This window comes from Thalassobaculum salexigens DSM 19539, from assembly GCF_000423805.1.
GTDB lineage: Bacteria > Pseudomonadota > Alphaproteobacteria > Thalassobaculales > Thalassobaculaceae > Thalassobaculum > Thalassobaculum litoreum.
The window spans coordinates 1,232,688-1,255,622 of record NZ_KE384093.1; the positions used below are offsets into that span (position 1 = coordinate 1,232,688).

Below are 22,935 nucleotides of genomic sequence, written 5' to 3' on the forward strand. Positions count from 1 at the left end.
GCCGAAGGGTTCTTCACGCCGCCCGATGGTCCCCTTAGACTACGCGCGTGAACCCAACCATCTTTCGAGGACTGACGCGCAATGAGCCGGATCATTAACATCGGAGCCGCCCAGATGGGCCCGATCGCCCCCGACGAGAGCCGGGTGAGCGCGGTGAACCGGATGATCGAGCTGCTGAAGCAGGCGAAGGACCGGGGCGTCAACCTGGTGGTCTTTCCCGAGCTGGCGCTGACCACCTTCTTCCCGCGCTACTACGAGGAAGACATCTCCAAGATGGACATGCACTACGAGCGCGGCGAGATGCCGACGCCGGAGTGCAAGCCGCTGTTCGACAAGGCCAAGGAATTCGGCATCGGCTTCTACCTGGGCTACGCCGAGCTGACCGAGGACGGCCACCGCTTCAACACCGCGATCCTGGTGGACGACACCGGCAAGATCGTCGGCAAGTACCGTAAGGTGCACCTGCCGGGTCATTCCGAGTACGACGGCAAGCGTCCGTGGCAGCACCTGGAGAAGCGCTATTTCGAGCCGGGCGATCTCGGTTTCCCGGTCTGGCGCACCATGGGCGGCATCATGGGCATGGCGATCTGCAACGACCGCCGCTGGCCGGAGACCTACCGGGTGATGTCGCTGAAGGGGGCCGAGGTGATCATGCTCGGCTACAACACCCCGGACGTGAACACGTCGGCGCCGGAGCCGAACCACCTGCGGATGTTCCACAACCACATCGTCATGCAGGCCAGCGCCTATCAGAACTCCTGCTTCGTCATCGGCACCGCCAAGGCGGGGATCGAGGACGGCTGCATGCTGATCGGCGGCTCCTGCATCGTGCAGCCCTCGGGCGAGATGGTGGCGCTCGCGTCGTCCCTGGGCGACGAGCTGATCACCTATGCCTGCGACCTGGACCTGGCGAAGATGGGCAAGGAGACGGTGTTCAACTACGCCAAGCACCGCCGGATCGAGCATTACGGCATCATCACCTCGCAGACCGGCGTGATCGAGCCGCCGCTGGACGAGGCGGCGGAGTGACGCCTTAGGGCCTTCGGGGTCCGTCGGATCAGGGGCGCGCTCTCACCGGGTCGCGCCCTTATTCGTTGCTGCAGCACCGTCACCCTTTGCCGTCTCCCCGGCCCTGAGCCGGGGCCCGGCTGTCGGCGTGCTGGAGCGTCGCAGAACAGAGGCCCGCTTTTCCGGCTGTGGCCGCTCTGGGTCCCGGATCAAGTCCGGGAAGACGGGGTGAGGAGAGGGAAGGGAAGGCCTTCCGCCCCCCTCAGGTCAACCCCTTCACCGCCGCGCTCGCCACCTTGAGCGGCCGCCGGGTCGACAGCAGCAGCCGGGCCTCCTCCGCCTTGCCCTGTTTCAGCAGGGCGTTCAGCAGCGCGTATTCCACCAGGTCGCGCTGGGCGCGGCTGCCGCCGATGCGTTCGTGGCTCGACATGGTGCGGGCGAGATGCGTCTCCGCCTCGGCCCAGTTTCCGGCCGCCATCGCGGCGAAGGCCTCGGCCAGTTCGCGTACGATATCGGCCGCGGGCCCCTTGGCCTCGGCGGCGATCCTGGCCACCGCCGCACCGTTCCCCGCCATGGCATGGGCCAGCGCCGCATGCACGTCGGCGAAGGCGATGGCCGGGTTGGGGAAGCAGCGCGCCGCATACGCGCTCACCGCCGTCCAGCGTTCCGCCGGCACCTCCACCCCGGCCAGTTCGGCGCGGTAGAGCAGGGCGGCGGCGTCGGTCAGCACGTTCACCGGCGGTCCCCAGGCGCCGCTCGACCCCTCGCCGCTGGAAGGCGCCACGTCGGCGTCGTAGACCCGCCACATGGTCTCCAAATCGCCCTGCTCCAGCGCCCAGAGCGCGATGTGCCAGGAGATGTGGCAGTGGAGCTGGCCCGACTTGTCGTAGTCCCGCACCCAGTCGGCGATATAGCCGTAGCCGGCCGCGGTCTCGCCCGCCTCGTAATAGACGTGGGAGCGGATATGGGCGCCGTGGGCGTTGCGCGGGTTCAGCGCCATGGAGCGTTCGATGGTCGCCGTCGCCGGGCCGGTCTGCCCGGCCTCGACCTGGGAGAAGGCGTGCTGGCACAGGAACCACCAGTCCTCGCCGTAATGCGGCGCCAGGCCGGCGGTGAAGGCGAGCTGCTCCGCCTCGCGTCCCGGCTGGCCGCTGAAGCCGATCAGTCCGAACACGCCGGTGCAGGTCTGGGCGACCAGGGCGTCGCGCGGGTGGTCCAGCAGATGGGCGCGGATCGCCTTGTAGGCGGCGGGCCCCTGGCCGGAGACCAGCAGGCCGAGTGCGGTCACATGGGCGGTTTCGCGCTCGCTCAGCCCCTCGGCGAGCTGCGCCGCCCGGCCGGCGGGACCGGCGACGTCGTGGCCCTGGCCCATGGCCTGGCGGATGCGGGCGAGGCCGATCTGGCCGAGGGCGAAATCAGGGTCGGCCGCGACGGCGGCCTCGAACGCCTCCTCGGCCCCGGACTGGGCGGCCAGGAAGCGGTCGAGGCCGTCGACATAGGCGTCGCGCGCGGCGGTGGAATCGGTGGAGAGGCAGTTGCCGTATCGGTCCTGCAGCATGGGTCTCGCCTTATGGTGACGGTTGCCCGATTGTCGACCCTGAGGAGCGGGACTTCAAACGGTTAACGCGCTCGGGAGATCACGTTCGCTCGCTTCGGTGGGTTCGTTGCTCGAACCGTCTTCGCGGCCTTGCGCCGGGGTCCAGAGAGGCGGCAGCTGGGGCGGTGGTGATGGATCTCCGTCGCTCCGTCACGCGGCGCTTTCACCCCCTCACCGGCACACGCCCCAATCCCCCATGTCGAGATGGAAGTGGTCGCGATGCGCCGCGTTGTAGTCGGGGCTGAGCACCACCTGGAACAGACCGCAGGCGCGGTCCCGGATCTCGCGCAGGAAGGCCCGCTCGGCGGTTGTCCCCTGACTCCAGTCCCCCAGCACCGTGACCCGCCGGCCGTCCTCCAGGCGGAAGCCGGAGACGTCGATGGCGTTCGCCGTGGCATGCTCGCTGGGACGGTTGCTGGAGCCACCCTGTCTGCGTCGGCAGGAATAGGTCCCCATATGGTCGATCCGCACCAGCCGGCTGCTGAGATATTTCACGGCGGCCGGGGCGACGATATCCCGCTCCCAGAGATAAAGGGCGGCGGCCATCGGGCAGGTCAGATGCACGGGGCCGGAATAGGGGACGGTGGAGCGCAGGATCTGCACCACGTCGGAATAGTGGCAGAACGCGCCGTTGCGTCGGTTCTCCAGGGCGCGCACCTGGAGCCGCGAGGCGGCCAGGGTCGCCCGGCACCGATCGGGATCGTTCTTGACGGTGAGCAGCTGACGCCCGGTGGCGCGACCGACGGGCCGCTCCAGGTCCAGCGGTCCGACCGGGGTGCGCGCGTCCGGCACCGGGGACCGCTCCACGGTCCCGCAGCCCGCGATGAGCAGCACGACGAGTGCCAGCGCCGCCAGGGCGGCGCGTGCCGGGACTCCTGAAAATCCGCCGGAGATGCGTGGTCCCGTCGGTTCGGCGATCGTCCTGCTCCCTTCGAGCGGTGGTGGATTTCAGAGCGGTTCGGCGGTTCGGCCTTCGATCCGCATTCTAGACGGGATTGCCGCGGCCGGGGCCTCGGGGCTGGACACCGCGCCGATAACCGACCGCCGCGCCAGCCTTGCCTGTCACCGGCACGTGCCGAATCGGCCCATGTCGAAATGGAAGTGGTCGCGATGCGCCGCGTTGTAGTCCGGTCCCAGCACCACCCGGAACAGGTCGCAGGCGCCGTCGCGCACCGCGCGCAGGAAGGCGCGCTCGGCGTCGCTGCCGTCGGACCAGTCGCTCGCCAGCGTGATGCGGCGACCGTCCTCAAGCCGGAAGCCGGCGATGTCGATGGCGTTGGCGGTGGCGTGCTCGCTCGGCCGGCCGGTCGTGCCGCCGCCGATCCGGCGGCAGGAATAGGTGCCCAGATGGTCGACCCGCACCACCCGGCTGCCCAGGTGCTTCTCGGCAGCCGGGGCGACGACCTCGCGCTCCCACAGGTAGAGCCCGGCCGCCATCGGGCAGGTCAGCCGCACCGGCCCGGAATAGGGCACGGTCGACTGCAGGATCTGCACCGCGTCGGTGAAGCCGCAGAACTCCCCGGTCTTGCGCGGCGGGATCGCCCGGACCTCGAGCGCCGAGGCCCCGATCACGCCGAGGCACTGATCCAGATCGTCCTTCAGATTGGCGAGCTGCAGGCCGGTCGCCAGGCCGATCGGACGCTCCAGGTCCAGCGGCTTGAACGGCAGATGCTGCGCGGGCAGGGGAAAGCGCAGGAGAATGCCGTGAACCGCCGCCGCCAGCAGGGCGAGCCCGAGCAGGGGCAGGGCGGCGCGGGCCAGAAAGCCGCCGAGGCCGCCGGATCCGCGTGTGTCGTTCCGATCGGCGATCGCCTCAACCCTCCCGCACTCGTTCCTCGATATCGGTATCGGGGCAACGCGGCAGGGCGGTGGCCGGTTCTGGACGAAATGCGGCAGGCTGCGGCCTGCGGCATCCTTGGGCTGGCCCCGGTGCCGCGGATCTGTAAGGTGAGCCGCATGACAGACACAGCGATTTCCCTCCGACCGACCCCATGAAACGGCGCCTCGATCAGCTTCTCGTCGACCGCGGCCTGGTGGAGTCCCGCACCCGGGCCCAGGCGCTGGTCATGGCCGGCAAGGTGTTCTCCGGCGAGCGCAAGTTGGAGAAGGCCGGCCAGCAGGTGGCCGAGGACATCGCCCTGGAGGTGCGGGGACAGGACCACCCCTGGGTCTCGCGCGGCGGCCTGAAGCTCGCCCATGCGCTGGAACATTTCGCCATCGACCCGACGGGCGCGGTGTCGATCGATGTGGGCGCGTCGACCGGCGGCTTCACCGACGTGCTGATCCAGGGCGGGGCGGCAAAGGTCTATGCCGTCGATGTCGGCCACGGCCAGCTCGCCTGGAAGCTGCGCAACGACGACCGGGTGATCGTGCTGGAGAAGACCAACGCCCGGCACCTGACCGCCGAGCACGTGCCCGACCCGGTGGACATGGTGGTCTGCGACGCCAGCTTCATCTCGCTGAAGACGGTGCTGCCGGCGGCGATCGCCATGGTCAAGCCGGGCGGCCGGCTGGTGGCGCTGATCAAGCCGCAGTTCGAGGCCGGGCGCGCCCAGGTCGGCAAGGGCGGCGTGGTCCGCGATCCCGACGTGCACGCGGCGGTCTGCGACGACATCCGGGCCTGGCTCGACGGCATCGGCGGCTGGGTCATCGACGGCATCGTGCCGTCGCCGATCACCGGGCCCGAGGGCAATATCGAGTTCCTGATTTCGGCCCGCCGTCTGTGATAGCCTGTCCGGGATCGGGGGATCGACAGCCTACTGGTGGGAGAGGTGACGATGAGCACACTCGACGGGGATCAACCTCCTGCCGGCCCCCATCTGGGCACCCAGGCGGGCCCCAGCGCCCCTGATCCCGACGGCTCTGAGCGGGCGGCACCGCCGCTCGGTCTGCCGAAGCCGGCCGGGCCGACCACGGCGGCCGCACTCGCCCGATTGAACGAGATGGTGGTCGCCGCCCTGGGAGCCGCTCAGCGCGACTGGGTGCGCGGCCTGCAGATGCACCGCGGCGAGGCGGCCGGCGACGGCAGTCTCGCCAGCCGGGTGTCCGAGCGGCTGGACCACGTGGAGAGCCGGCGTCAGCGCAATATCGAGGCGATCCTGCAGCGCGCCGTGCGCCTGCTGACCGAGGAGGTGGTCGACGGCGCGCCGGACCAGGACTGGGCGGCCGCGTTCTTCACCCACGCCGCCGACACCGCCGATCCGGAATTCGCCCGGCTGTGGGCCCGGCTGCTGGTGCAGGAGGTGCGCCGGCCGGGGGCCGTGCCCTGCGGCGTGCTGGTTCGCCTGCCGAGCCTGTCCAAGACCGTGATCGCGGTGTTCCGCCGGCTGTCTGCCTTCGCGGTGAACAATTTCATCGTGCGCCTGGAGCCGTCCTTCTTCGAGGGCAAGGACCTGACCTCCGACGACATGCTGATCCTGGAGGAATACGGGCTGATCCGCACCAACCGGGACCTCAACCGGGTGTTCCAGAGCCAGCGCGAGGACCGGTTCTCGACCAACCTGCTCTATGCCGACAAGGCGCTGCGCATCACCCACGACCACCCGGACAAGCAGCTCGTGCTGTCCTGCATCCGCCTGACCGAGTTCGGCACCACCCTGTGCCGGGCGCTGCTGGAGGAGGGGGAGCTGCGCTCCGACACCGACTACATCGTCGAGGTGGTCCGTCTGCTGCAGCGCCAGGGCTTCCACACCGCCCAGGCGGATATCCTGGAGCGGGCCGACGAACAGGTCGTCTCCCGCCACTCCCCATTCTGCGACATCGTCGCGCTCGGGCGGTAGACCGCCCGACAGACCGGACAGGGCGGAAGACTCTGCCGACCCGGAGCGGGCCGCAGGCTCGGATTCTGCCCGGTCGGCGGAACCCCGCGGACGCGGTATACCCGTACTTTCCTGAGTGGCATGGCCCTTGCCTCCTTTCCGACCAGCACCGATCACCGGAGTCCGGAAAGGGAGGCCAACATGACCATTTCATCCGTCTATGGCGGCAGTTCCACTTACGCCAGCTTGGCGCGGCTGATGCGCGACGCGGATGCGACGGCCCAGGGGGCGGCCCAGGGAACGGCCCAGGGAACGGCCCAGGGCATGAACCAGGCCGGACGCACGACGGGACAGGCCGGCGACCCGGTCCTGGTCAAGCTCTCGCCCCAGGCCCAGGCGCTGGCCCTGCGCGACAGCGATCCGGCCGCGTACTATTCCCGCTTCTTCCCGACCCGCGACGGCGAACCGGCGTCCGCGCTTGCGGCGGCCGTCGCCGACCCGGGTCAGGCGGGGAGCTCGTCCGGGCTGTCCCGCGCCGAGGTCGCCGCCGATGCCCGCACCCGGATGGATGCCCGATACGAGCGGATGGCGGCCGAGGGTCAGCCGTTCGACGCCGGGAGCTTCGAGGGCCGCGACCAGTACACCTTGATGGTCGATCTCGACCGCCGCTCGCTCAATGCCGTCGCCACCAATGCCGAAGGCCTGTTCAGCGAGGAGGAACAGGACATCGCCCGCAACATCATGCTCCAGCAGCAGGGCTTGGCGATGGGGCTCTATTCCGGGCCGACCAGCCAGAAGAGTGCCTTCGTCGATCCAAATCCCGACGACACGCCGGCGCAGATGGAGGCCGCCATGTCCTTCCTGGATCAGGTGAGCGACGAGGAGAAGAGCAGTGTCGCCTGGGCGTCGGCCCGCGCCTCCGCCCAGATTGCCTACGAATGGAGTACGCCGCGCGGCAACGGGCTCGCCGAGCAGTTGGACAGCGACGTCCCCCTGGCCCAGCTGATCAAATCGGCCATGGGGACGATGCAGGGCGATGTCTCGCGGGGATGGACCCTGGGCTCGATCCGCGATGCCGGGGACCTGCAGCGGCAACCCTGGTTCCAGGGCTTCGAGGACAGGCTGCCCACCGCGATCCGGGCGACCGAGGATCTGCTCGGCACCCAAGGCTGACAACGTCCGCCTGAGACCCGGGCGCGTCCTTCGATCGTGCACCAACGAACTGGCGCTTGGGCAAATTCACACGAGCGGACCGTTCGGTCCGCTCGTGGGTCGCCCCTAACCCATTAAAGATAGAGCAAATTCACACGAGCAGATGTTTCCATCTGATCGGATTTGGCTCTAGATCAGCGACTCGATATAGACCGCCTCGACCATGTCCGGATAGCGCTCGGAGAGCTGGGTCTGGGCTTCCATCTTGAACAGTTCGATCTGATCGCGGTTCGGCCGGCCCTGTTCGTAGAGCTTGACCGCCAGCGGGTAGACGATGCCGTTCACGGCCCATTTCTGGGCGTCCAGGGCGGTCTTGGCCTGCACGTCCTTGGCCTCGATGGCCACCCTGAGACGGGCCTCCAGCGGCTGGCCCTTGACGAAGACCGAGATCGAGAACGGGCCGATCGGCAGCACGTTCGGCCCGACGACCCGGCGGTACTGGATCTCGCGGTTGAACTGCTTGTGTTCCTTGTCGCGCTGCTTCTGTTCCTCCTTGCGCTCCTTGGTGGAGCTGGTCTCCGCCAGGACCGGCGCCGACAGGATCGGCGCGCCCGCGACCAGAAGCGCAAGCACGGCGGCAACCAAGGATATCCGGATCATGTCAGCCTCTCTCCATGGACCTCGCCGGCGCCTGCCGGTCGGTCCCCTTCGTCCCCTGAGGGATGTCCCCGAGGCTTATTGTACCACGAGCGCGGGCGCCCGGGTCTGGATTCGCGCGCCGCTGCCGTTCAGGTCCACGCCGCTCGCCTCCAGCCTCTCTCCCAGGATATGCGCATGGCGGGCCAGTCCGGCAAGGACCCGCAGGGAGGCGGTGAAGTCGCGGTCGCGCACCAGCTCGATCAGCCGCTCCCAGGGCTCCTCCTCCTGCGGGAAGCGCATCCGTTCCACCGGCGCGTCCGGGCCGATGCCGGCGGCGTTGCGGGCGAGCTGCATGGCCTCGGTATAGCCGCCCACCGCATCGACCAGGCCGACCCGCCGGGCGTCCTCGCCGGTCCAGACCCGGCCGCGGGCGAGCGCGTCGATCTCGTCGGCGGAGAGCCGGCGGGCGGCGGCGACCCGGGCGGTGAAATCGGCATAGACCGCGTCCAGCAGCCGGCGCAGCCGGTCGCGCTGGCTGTCGGTGAACGGTTCGGTCGGCGAGAACATGCCGGCATTCGCGCCGATGCTGATCCGGCCGATATTGACGTCCCAGTCGCGCAGCAGCTGTTCGGCGCTGACCTTGCCGCCCAGCGTGCCGATGGAGCCGGTCAGGGTGCCCGGATGGGCGATGATGTGATCGGCGCCCAGGGCGGCGAAATACCCGCCCGAGGCGGCGACGTCGGCGAAGCTGACGATCACCGGCCGGCCGCTCTCGCGCACCCGCTCCACCGCGTGGCGGATGGTGTCCGAGGCGACGTAGCTGCCGCCCGGCGAGGAGACCCGCAGGATCAGCGCCTTGACGTCCGGATCGGTGCGCACGTCGTCCAGGGCGGCGACGATCGGACCGGAGGCGGCGTTGTCCCGGTCCAGCAGGCCCTGGCTGTCGCCGCGCACGATGGCGCCGTCCAGATGCACCAGGGCGATCCGGGTGCCGGCGTCATACGGCCCTCCGGCGCCGTCGAGATAGCGGCCGACGCCGACGCTCTCGCCCTCCAGCATGGCCCTGGCCTGCTCGCGATAGCCCAGGCTGTCGATCAGGCCGTTGGAGACCGATTCAGTGGCCAGCAGCGGGCCGCGGTCGATCACCGCCTGCACCGAGCCGCCGCCCAGCCGCCGGGCCGTGGCGATGCCGCTGATCACCTGGCCGAACAGGGATTCCGCGACCCGGGTCATGTTCTCGCGCACCGGGCGGGGCATATGGTTCTCGGTGACCGCGCCGGCGGCGCCCTTGTACTCGTAGCGCTGCTCGAACTCGGCGCGCAGGCCGAGCTTGTCCAGCAGCCCGGCGGCATAGGGAAATTCGAGCTGAAGCCCGGTCAGGCCCAGCAGGCCCGAGGGCTGCAGCCAGATCCGGTCGAACGCGCTGGCCAGGTAGTAGGGACCGTTTTCGCCGCTCTCGAAGCTGTCGGCGAAGGCGATGGCGGTCTTGCCGGCGCTGCGGAAGCGGAACACGGCGGCCCGCAGCTCCTGCGCCTGGGCGAGGCCGAGGGAGAGGGTGGAGAGATCGGCGAACAGGCCGGTCACCCGGTCGTCGGCCGCCGCCCGGTCGAGCGCGTCGACATAGTCGATCATCGACAGCGGCGCGTCCTCGTCCAGCAGGCCGGCCAGTTCCGGCAGCAGCGGAGATTCGTCGATCGGCCCGTTGAAATCGAGCTGCAGGACGATCCGCTTGGGCAGCGGCTCGTCGGTCTGGAAACTGTCGGCCAACCAGATCCCGGCGGCGAGCGTGCCGACCAGCAGGACAAGGCAGAGGACGCCGATGGTGGCGAAAAATCCGACGAAGAAACGACGCATGGGGTCTCGACCGGTGACGGAAGCAAGGGCGGAAGTCTAGAGCAGATCGTGCGGTGACGGGATCACTTCGTGACCGCGTCAGTGCGCGCGACTCTACTCTCGGTCTGTGGGTCGGGCCTGTCGAATGCGGCGCGCGGCGGCGTCCGGCTCACCCGATCGGCCCGACCTGGGCTTCGTGGCGCATCAGGTGGTCGAGCAGGACGCAGGCCATCATCGCCTCGCCCACCGGGACCGCGCGGATGCCGACGCAGGGGTCGTGGCGGCCCTTGGTCACCACCTCCACCTCCTGGCCGAAGCGGTCGATCGAGGCGCGCGGGGTGAGGATGGAGGAGGTCGGCTTCACCACGAAACGCACCACCACGTCCTGGCCGCTGGAGATGCCGCCCAGGATCCCGCCGGCGTGGTTGGAGGTGAAGACCGGCTTGCCGTCCTGCATCCGCATCTCGTCGGAGGCCTCATGGCCGGGGATCGACGCGGCGGCGAAACCGTCGCCGATCTCCACGCCCTTGACCGCGTTGATGCTCATCATCGCCGCCGCCAGCTCGGTGTCGAGCTTGCCGTAGACCGGCTCGCCCAGGCCCGCCGGAATGCCGGTGGCCACGGTCTCGATCACGGCACCGGCGGAGGACCCGGCCTTGCGCACGCCGTCGAGGAAGGTCTCCCACTCGGCGGCCGCCACCGGGTCGGGGCAGAACAGCGGGTTGTTCTGCACCTCGGCCCAGTCCCAGCGCGCCCGGTCGATGCCGTGCGGGCCGATCTGCACCAGCGCACCGCGCACGGAGAAGGCGTTGCCCAGGCGCCGGGCCAGGATCTTCTTGGCGACGGCACCGGCGGCGACCCGCATCGCGGTCTCGCGCGCCGAGGAGCGCCCGCCGCCGCGATAGTCGCGGATGCCGTACTTGGCGTCGTAGGTGTAGTCGGCGTGGCCGGGCCGGTAGCGGTCCTTGATCTCGCCGTAATCCTTGGAGCGCTGGTCCTGGTTGTGGATCACCAGCGACAGCGGGGTGCCGGTGGTCTGGCCCTCGAACACGCCGGACAGGATCTGCACCTCGTCCGGCTCGCGGCGCTGGGTGGTGTGGCGCGACTGGCCCGGCTTGCGGCGGTCCAGGTCGTGCTGGATGTCGGCTTCGCTCAACGGGATGCGCGGCGGCACCCCGTCGATCACGCAGCCGATCGCGGGCCCGTGGCTCTCGCCCCAGGTGGTCACCCGAAAGATCTGGCCGAAACTATTGCTGGCCATGGCCTATGCTCCCGATCCCGGTCAGACGACGGAGATGTCGGGCGCGTCCACCGCCTTCATGCCGACGATGTTGTAGCCGCAATCGACGTGGTGGACCTCGCCGGTCACGCCGGTCGACAGGTCCGACAGCAGGTAGACGCCGGCGCCGCCGACATCCTCCAGCGTCACGTTGCGGCGCAGCGGCGAGTTGAACTGGTTCCACTTCAGGATATAGCGGAAATCGCCGATGCCCGAGGCGGCCAGCGTCTTCATCGGCCCGGCCGACAGCCCGTTCACCCGCACGCCCTGGTCGCCCATGTCGACGGCGAGGTAGCGGATGCTGGCCTCCAGCGCCGCCTTGGCCACGCCCATGACGTTGTAGTGCGGCATCACCCGCTCGGCCCCGTAATAGGTCAGGGTCAGCAGGCTGCCGCCGTCCTTCATCAGCGGGGCGGCGCGCTTGGCGACGGAGGTGAAGGAGTAGCAGGAGATGTCCATCGTGCGCCGGAAGTTGTCGCGCGAGGTGTCCAGGTACTTGCCCTTCAGCTCGTCCTTGTCGGAATAGGCGATGGCATGCACCAGGAAATCCAGGCTGCCCCAGGTCTCGGCGATGCGGCTGAACACCCGGTCGACGCTGGAATCGTCGTTCACGTCGCAGGGCTCGACCATGCTGCTCCCCAGCTGATCGGCCAGCGGTCGCACCCGCTTCTCCAGGGCCTCGCCCATATAGGTGAAGGCAAGCTCGGCGCCTTGATCGGCGGCCGCCTTTGCAATGCCCCAGGCGATGGAACGGTCGTTTGCCACGCCCATGATCAGGCCGCGTTTGCCCGCCATGATGCGGGGATCTTTCGTCATTAAATCCTCGATATCGCCAATCAGCATGCAGTGACGCATCCTACACCATCGATCCACACCCGCAAGCAAGCGCGCCGATGGCTTTGACGTGTTAGGATCGCCGCATGGAATCACCGGATAAGAAGAAGTCTTCCAGCCGGTTGGACCGCTGGAAGGCCCATCGCGCCACGCGAATCGCGGTCGATGTCGGCAACTACGCCTTCTACGCGGTGCGCCGGTTCTATGCCGATCAGGGGGCCCAGGCAGCGGGTGCGCTGACCTATACGTCGCTGCTGGCGCTGGTGCCCCTGCTGGCCATCGCGTTCGCCATCTTTTCCGCCTTCCCGGTTTTCGAGGCGATCCAGGACCGGTTCGAGGCGATGCTGTTCGAGAATCTGGTGCCGGAGGTCGGCCTGGAGGTGCGCAGCTACATCGCCGACTTCACCCAGAACACCACCAACCTGACCGCGGTCGGCGTGGTGGCCCTGGGCGTGACGGCGGTCCTGCTGCTGGCGACCATCGAGGCGACCTTCAACCGGATCTGGCGGGTACAGCGCAGCCGGCCGCTCGTCTCCCGGCTGCTGATCTTCTGGACCATGCTGACCCTGGGGCCGTTGCTCCTGGCCGTCAGCTTCACGCTGACCACGGACATGTTCGTCGCGATCCAGCGCCTGGCCTGGGAAGGGGCCGGGGTGATGCCGATCGACCTGACCGGCCAGCTCGGTTTCTTCAACCGGCTGTTCGCCGCGCTGATCCAGACCGCCGCCTTCACCGTGATGTTCATGCTGGTGCCGGCGCGCCAGGTTCGGCTGCGCGACGCGCTGATCGGCGGGGCGGTCAGCGGGATTGCCCTGGAGCTGCTGAAGTGGGGCTTCCGCTGGTATCTCTCCTCGTTTCCGACCTATCAGACGATCTACGGCGCGGTGGCGGTGGTGCCGATCTTCCTGATCTGGCTGTACATGGCCTGGACCATCGTGCTGTTCGGCGCGGTCTTCGCGGCCTCGTTTCCGGAATGGTGGCGCTCGCGGGTGCCGGGCGTGACGGCCGCCCTGTCGCCGGCCCTGCGGCTGGAGGCGGCGGTCGCGCTGCTGGCGGTGATCTCGGCCAAGGCGCGGACCGGCGGGGCGGTGGATGCGGAATCCCTGGCCGACGCCCTGCCGCTGGACGCCCGGGATTCGGTGATAGAGGACCTGCGGGTGACCGGCTATGTCGCCGCCACCGACGAGGACAATTACAGCCTGACCCGCGATCTGCGCCACGCCACGGTGGCCGAACTGGCCCGCGACCTCGGCGTGACCCTCGGTCTGGTGCGCAAGCTGGAAGTGAACAAGATGATGACCCGGGTGCTGGACGGCCGGCTGGGGCCGGTGCCGTCCCTGCTGCGCGAACTGGCCGATGCCGAGGACCGGCTGCTCGGGGTGTCGCTGGCCGACGTGATCGACCAGTCGATCCGCGACCGCGCGTCGGAATGGGAGGCCAAGGGCGTGATCACCATGCTGCCGCGGACCGACGGAAGCGCGCCGGCGGAGTAGCCGGTCGCCTCAGCCCGGGACTCTAACCCGGCAGTTCAGCCCAGCGACTTGCGCGGGTTGTAGGCGTGGGTGGCGCCCCATTTCTCGATGAACTGGGTCAGGTCGGCATCCACGTTTTCCGGCAGCATCACACGCAGGGTGACGTACTGGTCGCCCGGCTCGCCGCCGCCCTTGGCCGGCACGCCCTTGCCGCGCAGGCGCATGCGCTTGCCGCCGTTCGAGCCCTTCGGGATCTTCAGCGAGACCGAGCCGTGCACGGTCGGCACCGTCACGCTGGCGCCGAGAATGGCCTCCTGCAGGGTGATCGGCAGGTCCAGCAGGATGTCGTCGCCCTCGCGGGTGAAATGGGCGTGCGGCTCGACATTCAGCTCCAGATAGGCGTCGCCGGCGGGCAGGGCGCCGCTGGCCGGCTTGCCCTGGCCCTTCAGGCGCAGCACGGTACCGTCCTCGGTCGCCGGCGGGATCGTCAGGTTGACGACCTTGCCGTCGCTCAGCGTCACCCGCTTCTTGATGCCGCTCACCGCCTCCACGAAGGGGATCTTCAGGCGGTAGCGCAGGTCCTGGGAGTTGCGCCGCGGCGAGCTGCGCGGGCCGGCGTCGCCGGCGGAGGGGCCACCGGCCGTGCCGGACCGTCCGGCGCGCCACTGCTTGAGGATCTCTTCGATCGGATCGCCGCTGCCGTCGCCGTCGAACGTGTCGTCGAAATCGAAGGTGCTGCCGCGGCCCGAGCCGGTGCCGCCGGTGGCATGGCCGCTGCGCGACTTCCAGCCCTTGGACCAGAAGCTGCCGCGGCCGCGACGCTCGCGGCCGTCCGGATCGATCTCGCCGCGGTCGTATTTCTTGCGCTTGGCCGGGTCACCCAGCAGGTCGTAGGCCGAGCTGACCTCCTGGAACTTGCGGGCGACGTCGTCGTCGCCCTGGTTCAGGTCGGGATGGTATTTCTTGGCGAGCTTGCGGTAGGCGGCCTTGACCTCGTCCTGGGAGGCCGACGGGCTGACGCCGAGAACCTTATACGGATCGCTCATCCGCCGACTCCCGTCGGCGGATGAAGGATCGACATGATCGGGAACCTGGCCGTTGGCCGTTCCATTGCCGCAGATACCTCGTCAGGAAACTCGAAGCGTGAGTGTCCGACCAGAGGTCGTCCCGGATCAAGACTTTGTAAAGGGGGTCGCCAGACCGACCTCAGTTGACCACCTTCCAGGTGCCGTCCGGCTGGCGGCAGGCGGTGCCGAAGGCTTCTTCCGTGCGGCCGCCGACATTGATCGTCTGCGAGTACTCGCGGCAGTACTGGCCGTTGTTCGTCTGATAGGTCCGGGTCGGCGTCACGGTGCCGTAATTGCCCGAATCGGGGTTGCTCCAGGTCGAGCTGGCGCCGCTCGGCTGGTTCTCAAGCGTGTTCTGGGTGGTCGAGGCCAGCGCGGCCTTGTCGGCCCGGTCGAGCGACTTGCCGACCTCGCTGCCGATCAGCGCGCCGAGCAGGGTGCCGGCCGCGACGGCGGCGAGCTGGCCCTTGCCCTGGCCGAACTGCGAGCCGGCGACGGCGCCGCCGAGGCCGCCGAGAACGGCGCCGCCGGTCTGCTTGGCCCCGGTGTCCGCGCAGGCGGCAAGGCCGAGGCTGAGCGCCATTGCGGAGACGATTGCGGTCTTGCGGAACATGATCTTCTTACCTTTCGCATGAGCCCGGCATTTTCCGGCCGGACTGATTCCCCTGAATTCCCCATCCAAAGCCGGGGCAGCGACGCCTTCGACGATGGAGATCGCGGAACTCGCAGCTAGAAACGTAACGGCCACGACGATCCGTCGGTTCCTTCAACTCTTTTTTGCGCACCGATATTCCATCGCCACGCCGCTCCGGTCGGCAATTCGGAACTGGATATGGCGTCGCTCTCGCCATATTGAAGGCCGGACACCGGCATCGAGGGGATGTGACATGAGTGACGACAAGGCCATTTTCGAGCCGCAGACCGACGATCCGTTCGAGCAGTTCCGGCTCTGGTTCGCCGAAGCAGAGGCCAGCGAGGTCAACGACGCCAACGCGATGACCTTGGCGACCGCCGGTTCCGACGGCCGTCCTTCGGCCCGGATCGTGCTCATGAAGGACTACGACGAGAGCGGTGTCGTGTTCTACACCAACACCGAGAGCCAGAAGGGTCTGCAGCTTGCCGTGAACCCGTTCGCGGCTCTGCTGTTCCACTGGAAGTCCCTGCGTCGCCAGGTCCGCTTCGAGGGGGCGGTGACGCCGGTGACCGCGGCCGAGGCCGACGACTATTACGACAGCCGTCCGCGCAACAGCCGGATCGGCGCCTGGGCCTCGCAGCAGTCGCGTCCGCTCGCCGACCGGGCGACGCTGATGCAGTCGGTCGAGCGCTTCAGCGGCGAATATCCCGGCGAGGCGGTGCCGCGCCCGCCCTACTGGTCCGGCTACCGGCTGTCGCCGCTGCGCATCGAGTTCTGGCACGACGGGGCGTTCCGGCTGCACGACCGTTTCGTCTTCACCCGCCAGGCCGAAGGCCAGCCCTGGAGCGTGCAGCGCCTGTATCCCTGAACCGGAAAACGGGCCGCATATCGCTTGATCTGCATCAAGGTCGGTTTGCATCGCCTGACCTAGCCTCCACATACGAGAGGGCGACCGCCCGATCGACTACCGGCCATGGAGGCATGAGATGAAACGGATCTTCGTTCCGCTGCTTGGTGAGCTTGGCGACCGTGCGGCCCTGGATGCCGCGGGCAAGCTGCTGGCGGCGTCCGGCGGCTTTGTCGATGCGCGCGTGCTGCGCCGCGATCCGCGCGATGTCCTGCCGATCGTCGGGGAGGGCTTCGGCGCGGCGATGATCGACGAGGTCATGGCCGCCGCGGAGAAGGGCTCCCAGGAACAGGCGGCGAAAGCCAGGAAGAACTTCGACGAGTGGGCAACGGCAGCCGGCGCCAATGTCGGCGCGGCCCCCGGCGCCGAGGGCCTGAGCGCGACCTTCGGCGAACTGGTCGGCCCAGTGCCGGGCGTCGAGGTGGCCGCGGAGCGCGTCAGCGATGTGGTGATTTGCGCCCGCGCCCCGCGGGATGTCAGCCCGGACCGGGCGGCCCTGCTGGAAGTGGCGGTGATGGAGGCCGGGCGGCCGGTCATCGTCGTTCCCGACGCGGAGCTGGAGAGCATCGCCACCACCATCCTGGTGGCCTGGAACGGCTCGGCCGAGGCGGCACGGGCGGTCTCGATGGCGATGCCGCTGCTGCTGCAGGCGGGCAAGGTGGTCGTCGTGACAGTCGATGACGGCGACGTGTCGGCCGATCCCGAACCCCTGGCCGATACCCTGCGGGCCAACGGCGTGAAGGCTGAGGCGGTGAAGGCGACGATGGACAAGGCCGGCGTGGCGGCGACCCTCGAGGTCGAGGCCGGCAAGCAGAAGGCCGACCTGATCCTGATCGGCGCCTACAGCCACAGCCGGGTCCGCGAATTCGTCATGGGCGGCGTCACGGACGATGCCTTGACCGAAGGATCGGTGCCCATGATGCTGGCCCGATAACAACGAAAAACGTGAAGGAATCACCGGAATGAGCGTGCGAACCATTCGTTTGGAGCTGGCCCGCGGCCCCGAGTTTCCCGAGGGCAGCGCCTCTCGCGGCTACGAGTTCAAGGCGCCGCTGACCGCGGACGGTACGCTGGACCATGACGCGTGGTCCAAGGTGCGCAGCGACTGCACCTTCCGGCGGTTCTGGGACGGTGCGGCGGAGGAGACCGGTCATCTGGTCCACCGCCGCGGCAACCGCTGGCTGTTCCACTACGACGGCGTGACCCACGAGGAAGACGAGGAGGACGACATGATCTTCAAGTTCGACCGTCATCACTTCGTCGAAGGCGAATACGTGTCGATCACCGAACACGACGGCGAGCAACACACCTTCCGCGTCGTCAGCGTCCGCTGAACCGGGTGTCGCGCCGGTTGGACGAGGGCTGGCTGGTTTTCGACAGCGTCGAGAACCGCCAGCACGACCGGTGTGTGGATCTGTTTTCCCGACCGGACGGCAGCTACGGCTTCGAGGAGTTCCGGCGCGACCCGGAAGACGGCGGGGGCTGGACGCCGGTCGCCTACCACTCCGCCGCCCGGTTCGAGACGGCGGCGGCCGCATCGGCGGCCGCCACGGAACAGGTGCCCTGGCTGGCCGAGGCGCTCACTCGTCGCTGACGCAATCCCGTCGCCGCTCGGCGCGGCGCTCGATGAGCCCGATCACCACCAGCACGATCACGCCCAGTACCGCCGTCATGCCGGCGAGGTAGAGCTGGCCGACGCCGCAGGCCACGCCGAGGGCGCCGGTCAGCCACAGGCTGGCGCCCGTGGTGATGCCTTCCACCTCGCCCTTGTTGCGGATGATGGCGCCGGCGCCGAGGAAGGCGATGCCGGTGACCACCGCCTCCAGCACGCGGGTCGGGTCGATGCGGACATGCTCGTCCCAGCCGTCGACCGAGTCGACGATCTCCATGGCGATCAGCGCGAAGGAAGCCGAGGCGAGCGACACCAGCATGTGCGAGCGCAGGCCGGCCGGCTTGCGGTGCAACTCCCGATCGAGGCCGATGACCATCCCCAGCAGCAGGGCGAGGCCCAGTCTTTCAGCGTACATGGCTGTGTCGCTGCTGGTGAATTGGCCGATGGTCGGCAAGAGATCCTGCACGGGGCGTCCTTTCCCGGCTAGTGGCGCATCGTCGGGAAACGGTCCGGCTCGGAGCCGGTTCCTCAACCCGTGGGAAATGCCGTTGCACCCTGTCTGCGCAGGTGACGCCCTGCGCCGATGGGGATAGGCTCCGACCCATGTCAGACGACTCAAAACTCATGCTTCTCACCGGCGCCAGCCGAGGGATCGGCCACGCCACCGTTCAGATCTTCGTGCGCCGGGGTTGGCGGCTGCTGACCTGCTCGCGCGACGCGCCGCCGGCGGAATGCCTGCGCGACCCCGACCGGGCCTGGCACATCTCCGCCGACCTGTCGGATCCCAAGAGCCTGGACGCCTTCATCGACGAGGCGAACGAGTGGCTGGGCGACCGGCCGCTGCACGCCCTGGTGAACAATGCCGGCTGGTCGCCGAAATCGTCGTTCAAGGAGCGGCTCGGCGTGCTGAACGGCGATCTGGAGGCCTGGCACCGGGTGTTCGAGGTGAATTTCTTCGCGCCGCTGAAGCTGGCGCGCGGCTTCGCCGCCTCGCTGCACAAGGGCAAGGGGGCGATCGTCAACATCACCTCCATCGCCGGCCACGAGATCCATCCCTTCGCCGGCTCGGCCTATTCCACCTCCAAGGCGGCCCTGTCGGCGCTGACCCGGGAGATGGCCAACGAGTTCGCCGAGCTGGGCGTGCGGGTGAACGCGGTGGCGCCGGGCGAGATCGAGACCGCCATGCTGTCGCCGGAGACCGAGGTGCTGATCCCGCGCATCCCGCTGCAGAAACTCGGCCAGCCGAAGGACGTGGCCGGGGCGATCTACTACCTGTGCAGCGAGGACAGCGAGTATGTCACCGGCACCGAGATCTTCGTGACCGGCGGCCAGCACATCCTCTAGGGAGAGAGTCGAGATGCGGATCTGCGTGATGGTATGCGCCCATGTCGGGCCGGATCTGGCAGACGTGCTGGATCCGTATCTGGAGATGTTCCGCCGGCTGCTGGCGCCGCATCTGCCGGAGGCGACCATCACCGGCTCGATGATCATCGAGGGCACGTTCCCGGCTTCCGTCGAGGATCACGACGTCTACGTCTTCACCGGCAGCCCGCACGGGGTCTACGAGGATCTCGACTGGATCCGCCGGGCCGAGCAGTTCGTGCGCGACGCGGCGGCCGCCGGCAAGGTGCTGATCGGCGGCTGTTTCGGCCACCAGCTCATCGCCCAGGCGCTGGGCGGCACGGTGGTGAAGTCGGACAAGGGCTGGGGCATCGGCGTGCACACCCATCCGGTGCTCAGGCGCGAGGCCTGGATGGACGGCGGCCCCGATCGCCCGAACGTGGTGGTCAGCCACCAGGATCAGGTGGTGGAGGCGCCGCAGGGCGCGGTGGTGCTGGCCGGCACCGAGTTCTGCCCCAACGCCATGCTGCGGATCGGTGGGAAGATCCTGACCTTCCAGGGTCATCCGGAAATGACCATTCCCATCGTCGACCGCCTGCTCGATCTGCGCGAGCAGCGGGTCGGCGCTGAGGTGTTCGCCGCCGGTAAGGCGTCGCTGCAGAAGCCGCTCGACCACGACGCCATGGGCGCCTGGATCGCCGGGTTCATCCGCCGGGCCCTGGACGCGTCGGCCGGCAAGACCGTCGCGGCGGAGTAGGGGCGGCCGGTGGAGCGCGGCTCCGTCACGATCCGCCGCGACGTGATCGACGGGGTCGACGCGGTCCTGGCCGATACCGACCGCAGCTTTCCCCGCCATTGCCACGACCAGTTCGGCGTCGGCGTGATCCTCGACGGCGCGCAGATCTCCGCCAGCGGACGCGGCCAGGTCGAGGCCGAGGCGGGCGACGTGATCACCGTGAACCCGGGCGAGGTGCATGACGGCGCACCGATCGGCGGCGGGCGCCGCTGGTCCATGCTGTATGTCGAGCCGAGCCGAATGGCGTCGTTGGTTGACGAGGTGGATGGGCGGGCCGACACCGGCCGCGAATTCACCGCCCCCGTTGTGACCGACCGGCGGGTCGCCGCCCGTGTCGCGGCCATGATCGCCGCGATCCATTGGGCGGCATCGGATGGCGAGGGCCTGGAAAGCGAGGAGCGGAGCCTCCTGGCGCTGGCGCCGCTGCTCGGCGTTCGCGCGGCGGGGCCGGGTCCCGTCGGCGGTATCCGCCGTGCGCTGGAGCTGATCGATGACGATCCGACGGCGCCCCTCGGCCTGCGCGAGCTGGCCGCGGCGGCGGGCCTCAGCCGGTTCCAGGTGGTGCGGGGGATCGCGCGGGCGACGGGGCTCACCCCCCATGCCTATCTGCTGTGGCGGCGGATCGAGCTGGCCCGCCGGCAGATCCGCGGCGGTCTGCCCCTGGCCGAGGTCGCGGCGGCCTGCGGATTTTCCGACCAGAGTCACATGACCCGGCTGTTCACCCGCCGCTTCGGCTACCCGCCCGGTGCCTATGCCGGCACCTGAGCGTCGGGCCTGCAACTTCGTTCAAGACCGGGGAACGCGGATTCCGCTCTTCTGACGGCCGTTGAAGCCGTCGAGAGGAGAGGGATCGTGATCGACGACGCATTGAGGGCCGCCCTGGCGTCTGCACTCGCACCGGACTACCTGCTGACGTCGCTGGCGGTCTGCGTCATGCCCGGGACCGGGGTGATCTACACGCTGGCCCACGGTTTGGGACGCGGGAGCCGGGCCAGCCTGATCGCCGCCTTCGGCTGTACGCTGGGCATCGTGCCGCATCTGGTCGCCTGCGCGGTGGGGCTTGCGGCGCTGCTGCATTCCAGTGCGGCGGCCTTCCAGGCGGTGAAGCTGCTCGGCGTGGCGTATCTCTTCTACATGGCCTGGGGGATTCTGCGGGACGGCGGGGCGCTGGAGGTGACGTCCGAGCGCGACGGGCGCCCGGCCCATCGCATCATCCTGAGCGGCATCCTGCTCAACCTGCTGAACCCGAAGCTGACGCTGTTCTTCCTGGCGTTCCTGCCGCTGTTCCTGCCGGCGGACGCGCCGGCCCCGGCGCTGTCGATCCTGGTGCTGGGGGCGGTGTTCATGGCGATGACCTTCGCGGTCTTCGCGGTCTATGGCCTCTGCGCGTCGGCCGCCAGAACCTACGTCCTGGCGAAACCGTCGGTCATGAAGATCCTGCGATACGGATTTGCCGGCGCCTTCGGCCTGCTCGGCCTGCGCCTGCTGCTGAGCGAGCGGTAGCCCGGCTTAACCCCGAAGCCCGCGCACCCACTCGATGCGGCGGTCGATCTGGTCGATCTCGTGGCCCAGCCAGTCGTCCAGCAGGCCGCCGCCCCATTCCTCATGGGCGGCCAGATCGGCCAGACGGGCGCGCTCGCCCTGGTACATGACCTCCAGCGCGTGCAGCTGCTCGCCGCGGCCTTCGGTGTCGAGCTGGTCGATGAAGCGCAGCTTGAGGGCGAGCACCAGCTTGTTCAGGTCGGACACGCCCGGGCGCAGCGGCGAGGTCAGGTAGCCAGACAGCGCCTCGCGCCCCTCGTCGCTCAGCCGGAGCAGGGCGTTGTCGCCGGAGCCCTGACCGGGCACCGCCTCGATCAGCCCCTCGAACTTCAGCAGCTCGATGGAGGTGCCGAGCAGGTCGAGGGACGGGCCGACGATGCGGGCCGCGAATTCCCGAACCTCGGCGGACAGGTCGCTATAGACCCGTTCGCCCTCCGCCAGCAGGCCGAGCGCGGCGAGACGAATGGCTTCCTTGGGAACGAGAGAATTGTCGCGGTACATGCCCCTGCCTCCAGGCGTGGCGGTTCCCCATTCATATGATGCGTCCGGGACCAAAAGTCCAGCAGCTTGTTGCGAATGATTCGCGAAAACGCCGTCAGTAGGTCACGCCGCGCATCTTCTCGTTGCGCCGCCGCAGGAGCTCGATGGTCGCCAGCAGCATCGTGGAGATGATGATCAGCAGGGTCGCCACGGCGAGAATCGTCGGGCTGATCTGCTCGCGGATGCCGGCCCACATCTGTCGCGGGATGGTGCGCTGCTCGAACCCGGCCATGAACAGTACCACGACCACCTCGTCGAACGAGGTGACGAAGGCGAACAGGGCACCGGAGATCACCCCCGGAAGGATCAGCGGCATGATCACCTTGAAGAAGGTGGTCGGCATGTCCGCGCCCATGCTGTTCGACGCCCGGATCAGGTTCTTGTCGAAGCCGACCAGGGTGGCGGTGACCGTGATCACCACGAACGGCGTGCCGAGCGCGGCGTGCGCCAGGATCACGCCGGTATAGGTCTGCGCCAGCGCGAAATCGCTGCCGAAGGGGGCCGAGTAGAAGAAGAACATGGCGGCCGCGGTGATGATCAGCGGCACGATCATCGGCGAGATCAGGATGCCCATCAGCAGGCTCTTGGCCGGCAGCTCCGCCCGCGACAGACCCAATGCGGCCAGGGTGCCGAGCGAGGTCGCGACCAGGGTGGAGGCGATGCCGATGATGAAGCTGTTCTTGATCGAGTGCAGCCACTGCTCGTTGTTCACGATGTCGGCGTACCAGCGCAGCGAGAAGGCTTCCGCCTCGAAGCGCAGCATCTCCGGCGTGAAGGTGAAGTACGGCTCCGCGTTGAACGACAACGGGATGATCACGAGGATCGGCACGATCAGGAAGAAGAAGATCGCCGCACAGATCAGCCGATAGAGATAGTACCAGACCCGCTCGAGGGGACCTGCGTAGCTGGGAATTGCCATATCGC

The 22,935-nt window shown here is 68.7% G+C and carries 25 protein-coding genes; 13 read left to right on the forward strand and 12 right to left on the reverse strand.

What is annotated here, in order from left to right:
• Positions 1 to 81: 81 nt before the first annotated feature.
• Positions 82 to 1,029 (forward strand): N-carbamoyl-D-amino-acid hydrolase, encoded by a 948-nt coding sequence (locus G578_RS0110170; RefSeq protein WP_028794146.1) that lies wholly within the window; start codon positions 82 to 84, stop codon positions 1,027 to 1,029.
• Between the two features lie 241 nt (positions 1,030 to 1,270).
• Here the strand turns inward: G578_RS0110170 and G578_RS0110175 are convergent, their stop codons facing one another.
• From G578_RS0110175 to G578_RS0110185, 3 genes are all read right to left on the reverse strand, one after another.
• Positions 1,271 to 2,566, reverse strand: a complete 1,296-nt coding sequence (locus G578_RS0110175) for a tetratricopeptide repeat protein (RefSeq protein ID WP_028794147.1) — start codon at positions 2,564 to 2,566, stop codon at positions 1,271 to 1,273.
• Positions 2,567 to 2,776: 210 nt separating this feature from the next.
• The gene (locus G578_RS0110180) at positions 2,777 to 3,439 is read right to left on the reverse strand and encodes an extensin-like domain-containing protein (RefSeq protein WP_051244508.1); all 663 of its coding nucleotides are present in this window, start codon (positions 3,437 to 3,439) and stop codon (positions 2,777 to 2,779) included.
• 228 nt (positions 3,440 to 3,667) lie between these two features.
• Positions 3,668 to 4,177 carry an extensin family protein gene (locus tag G578_RS0110185; RefSeq protein WP_245565587.1) on the reverse strand — a complete coding sequence of 170 codons (510 nt, stop codon included), beginning with the start codon at positions 4,175 to 4,177 and terminating at the stop codon, positions 3,668 to 3,670.
• A 419-nt stretch (positions 4,178 to 4,596) separates the two neighbouring features.
• Between G578_RS0110185 and G578_RS0110195 the strand changes: the two genes are divergently transcribed.
• From G578_RS0110195 to G578_RS25715, 3 genes are all read left to right on the forward strand, one after another.
• Positions 4,597 to 5,331 (forward strand): TlyA family RNA methyltransferase, encoded by a 735-nt coding sequence (locus G578_RS0110195; protein WP_028794151.1) that lies wholly within the window; start codon positions 4,597 to 4,599, stop codon positions 5,329 to 5,331.
• 51 nt (positions 5,332 to 5,382) lie between these two features.
• Positions 5,383 to 6,384, forward strand: a complete 1,002-nt coding sequence (locus G578_RS0110200) for a DUF2806 domain-containing protein (protein ID WP_084618807.1) — start codon at positions 5,383 to 5,385, stop codon at positions 6,382 to 6,384.
• Between the two features lie 180 nt (positions 6,385 to 6,564).
• Positions 6,565 to 7,536 (forward strand): hypothetical protein, encoded by a 972-nt coding sequence (locus tag G578_RS25715; protein WP_156907254.1) that lies wholly within the window; start codon positions 6,565 to 6,567, stop codon positions 7,534 to 7,536.
• Positions 7,537 to 7,704: 168 nt separating this feature from the next.
• On the opposite strand, the gene G578_RS0110210 is transcribed toward G578_RS25715, so the two are convergent.
• From G578_RS0110210 to fabI, 4 genes are all read right to left on the reverse strand, one after another.
• Positions 7,705 to 8,175 (reverse strand): hypothetical protein, encoded by a 471-nt coding sequence (locus G578_RS0110210; RefSeq protein WP_028794153.1) that lies wholly within the window; start codon positions 8,173 to 8,175, stop codon positions 7,705 to 7,707.
• A gap of 75 nt (positions 8,176 to 8,250) precedes the next feature.
• Positions 8,251 to 10,008, reverse strand: a complete 1,758-nt coding sequence (sppA, locus tag G578_RS0110215; protein WP_028794154.1) for a signal peptide peptidase SppA — start codon at positions 10,006 to 10,008, stop codon at positions 8,251 to 8,253.
• A 148-nt stretch (positions 10,009 to 10,156) separates the two neighbouring features.
• Positions 10,157 to 11,248 carry a chorismate synthase gene (gene aroC / locus G578_RS0110220; protein ID WP_028794155.1) on the reverse strand — a complete coding sequence of 364 codons (1,092 nt, stop codon included), beginning with the start codon at positions 11,246 to 11,248 and terminating at the stop codon, positions 10,157 to 10,159.
• 21 nt (positions 11,249 to 11,269) lie between these two features.
• On the reverse strand, positions 11,270 to 12,082 hold the full coding sequence (fabI, locus tag G578_RS0110225) for an enoyl-ACP reductase FabI (RefSeq protein ID WP_028794156.1): 813 nt from the start codon (positions 12,080 to 12,082) through the stop codon (positions 11,270 to 11,272).
• Between the two features lie 104 nt (positions 12,083 to 12,186).
• On the opposite strand from fabI, the gene G578_RS28350 reads away from it, so the two are divergent.
• Complete coding sequence (locus G578_RS28350; protein WP_084618808.1) at positions 12,187 to 13,593, forward strand: YihY family inner membrane protein; 1,407 nt, start codon at positions 12,187 to 12,189, stop codon at positions 13,591 to 13,593.
• Positions 13,594 to 13,628: 35 nt separating this feature from the next.
• Here the strand turns inward: G578_RS28350 and G578_RS0110235 are convergent, their stop codons facing one another.
• On the reverse strand, positions 13,629 to 14,618 hold the full coding sequence (locus tag G578_RS0110235) for a DnaJ C-terminal domain-containing protein (RefSeq protein ID WP_028794157.1): 990 nt from the start codon (positions 14,616 to 14,618) through the stop codon (positions 13,629 to 13,631).
• A gap of 160 nt (positions 14,619 to 14,778) precedes the next feature.
• Positions 14,779 to 15,252, reverse strand: a complete 474-nt coding sequence (locus tag G578_RS0110240) for an RT0821/Lpp0805 family surface protein (RefSeq protein WP_028794158.1) — start codon at positions 15,250 to 15,252, stop codon at positions 14,779 to 14,781.
• 274 nt (positions 15,253 to 15,526) lie between these two features.
• Between G578_RS0110240 and pdxH the strand changes: the two genes are divergently transcribed.
• From pdxH to G578_RS0110260, 4 genes are all read left to right on the forward strand, one after another.
• Entirely contained in the window at positions 15,527 to 16,141 is a 615-nt protein-coding gene (gene pdxH / locus G578_RS0110245; RefSeq protein WP_038013975.1) for a pyridoxamine 5'-phosphate oxidase, read from the forward strand.
• 118 nt (positions 16,142 to 16,259) lie between these two features.
• On the forward strand, positions 16,260 to 17,114 hold the full coding sequence (locus G578_RS28355) for a universal stress protein (protein ID WP_051244518.1): 855 nt from the start codon (positions 16,260 to 16,262) through the stop codon (positions 17,112 to 17,114).
• Positions 17,115 to 17,142: 28 nt separating this feature from the next.
• Entirely contained in the window at positions 17,143 to 17,514 is a 372-nt protein-coding gene (locus G578_RS0110255; RefSeq protein WP_028794160.1) for a hypothetical protein, read from the forward strand.
• 5 nt (positions 17,515 to 17,519) lie between these two features.
• A complete protein-coding gene (locus G578_RS0110260) occupies positions 17,520 to 17,774 on the forward strand; it encodes a hypothetical protein (protein ID WP_038013977.1) in 255 nt (84 codons plus the stop codon).
• On the opposite strand, the gene G578_RS25730 is transcribed toward G578_RS0110260, so the two are convergent.
• The gene (locus G578_RS25730) at positions 17,761 to 18,207 is read right to left on the reverse strand and encodes an MgtC/SapB family protein (protein WP_051244869.1); all 447 of its coding nucleotides are present in this window, start codon (positions 18,205 to 18,207) and stop codon (positions 17,761 to 17,763) included. The genes G578_RS0110260 and G578_RS25730 overlap by 14 nt on opposite strands.
• A 188-nt stretch (positions 18,208 to 18,395) precedes the next feature.
• Here G578_RS25730 and G578_RS0110270 point away from each other — a divergent pair, with 188 nt between their 5' ends.
• The 4 genes from G578_RS0110270 (at position 18,396) to G578_RS0110285 (ending at position 21,432) form a co-directional block, all read left to right on the forward strand.
• Positions 18,396 to 19,136: an SDR family NAD(P)-dependent oxidoreductase gene (locus G578_RS0110270; protein ID WP_028794161.1), complete on the forward strand. Its 741-nt coding sequence runs from the start codon at positions 18,396 to 18,398 to the stop codon at positions 19,134 to 19,136.
• Positions 19,137 to 19,149: 13 nt separating this feature from the next.
• On the forward strand, positions 19,150 to 19,890 hold the full coding sequence (locus G578_RS0110275; RefSeq protein ID WP_028794162.1) for a glutamine amidotransferase-related protein: 741 nt from the start codon (positions 19,150 to 19,152) through the stop codon (positions 19,888 to 19,890).
• A 9-nt stretch (positions 19,891 to 19,899) separates the two neighbouring features.
• Positions 19,900 to 20,694: a helix-turn-helix transcriptional regulator gene (locus G578_RS0110280; protein ID WP_051244523.1), complete on the forward strand. Its 795-nt coding sequence runs from the start codon at positions 19,900 to 19,902 to the stop codon at positions 20,692 to 20,694.
• Positions 20,695 to 20,781: 87 nt separating this feature from the next.
• Entirely contained in the window at positions 20,782 to 21,432 is a 651-nt protein-coding gene (locus tag G578_RS0110285; RefSeq protein WP_245565588.1) for a LysE family translocator, read from the forward strand.
• Positions 21,433 to 21,438: 6 nt separating this feature from the next.
• On the opposite strand, the gene G578_RS0110290 is transcribed toward G578_RS0110285, so the two are convergent.
• Together G578_RS0110290 and G578_RS0110295 are read right to left on the reverse strand one after the other, a co-directional pair.
• Positions 21,439 to 21,972 (reverse strand): transcriptional regulator, encoded by a 534-nt coding sequence (locus G578_RS0110290; RefSeq protein WP_028794165.1) that lies wholly within the window; start codon positions 21,970 to 21,972, stop codon positions 21,439 to 21,441.
• A gap of 94 nt (positions 21,973 to 22,066) precedes the next feature.
• On the reverse strand, positions 22,067 to 22,930 hold the full coding sequence (locus tag G578_RS0110295; protein ID WP_028794166.1) for an ABC transporter permease: 864 nt from the start codon (positions 22,928 to 22,930) through the stop codon (positions 22,067 to 22,069).
• Positions 22,931 to 22,935 lie beyond the last annotated feature (5 nt).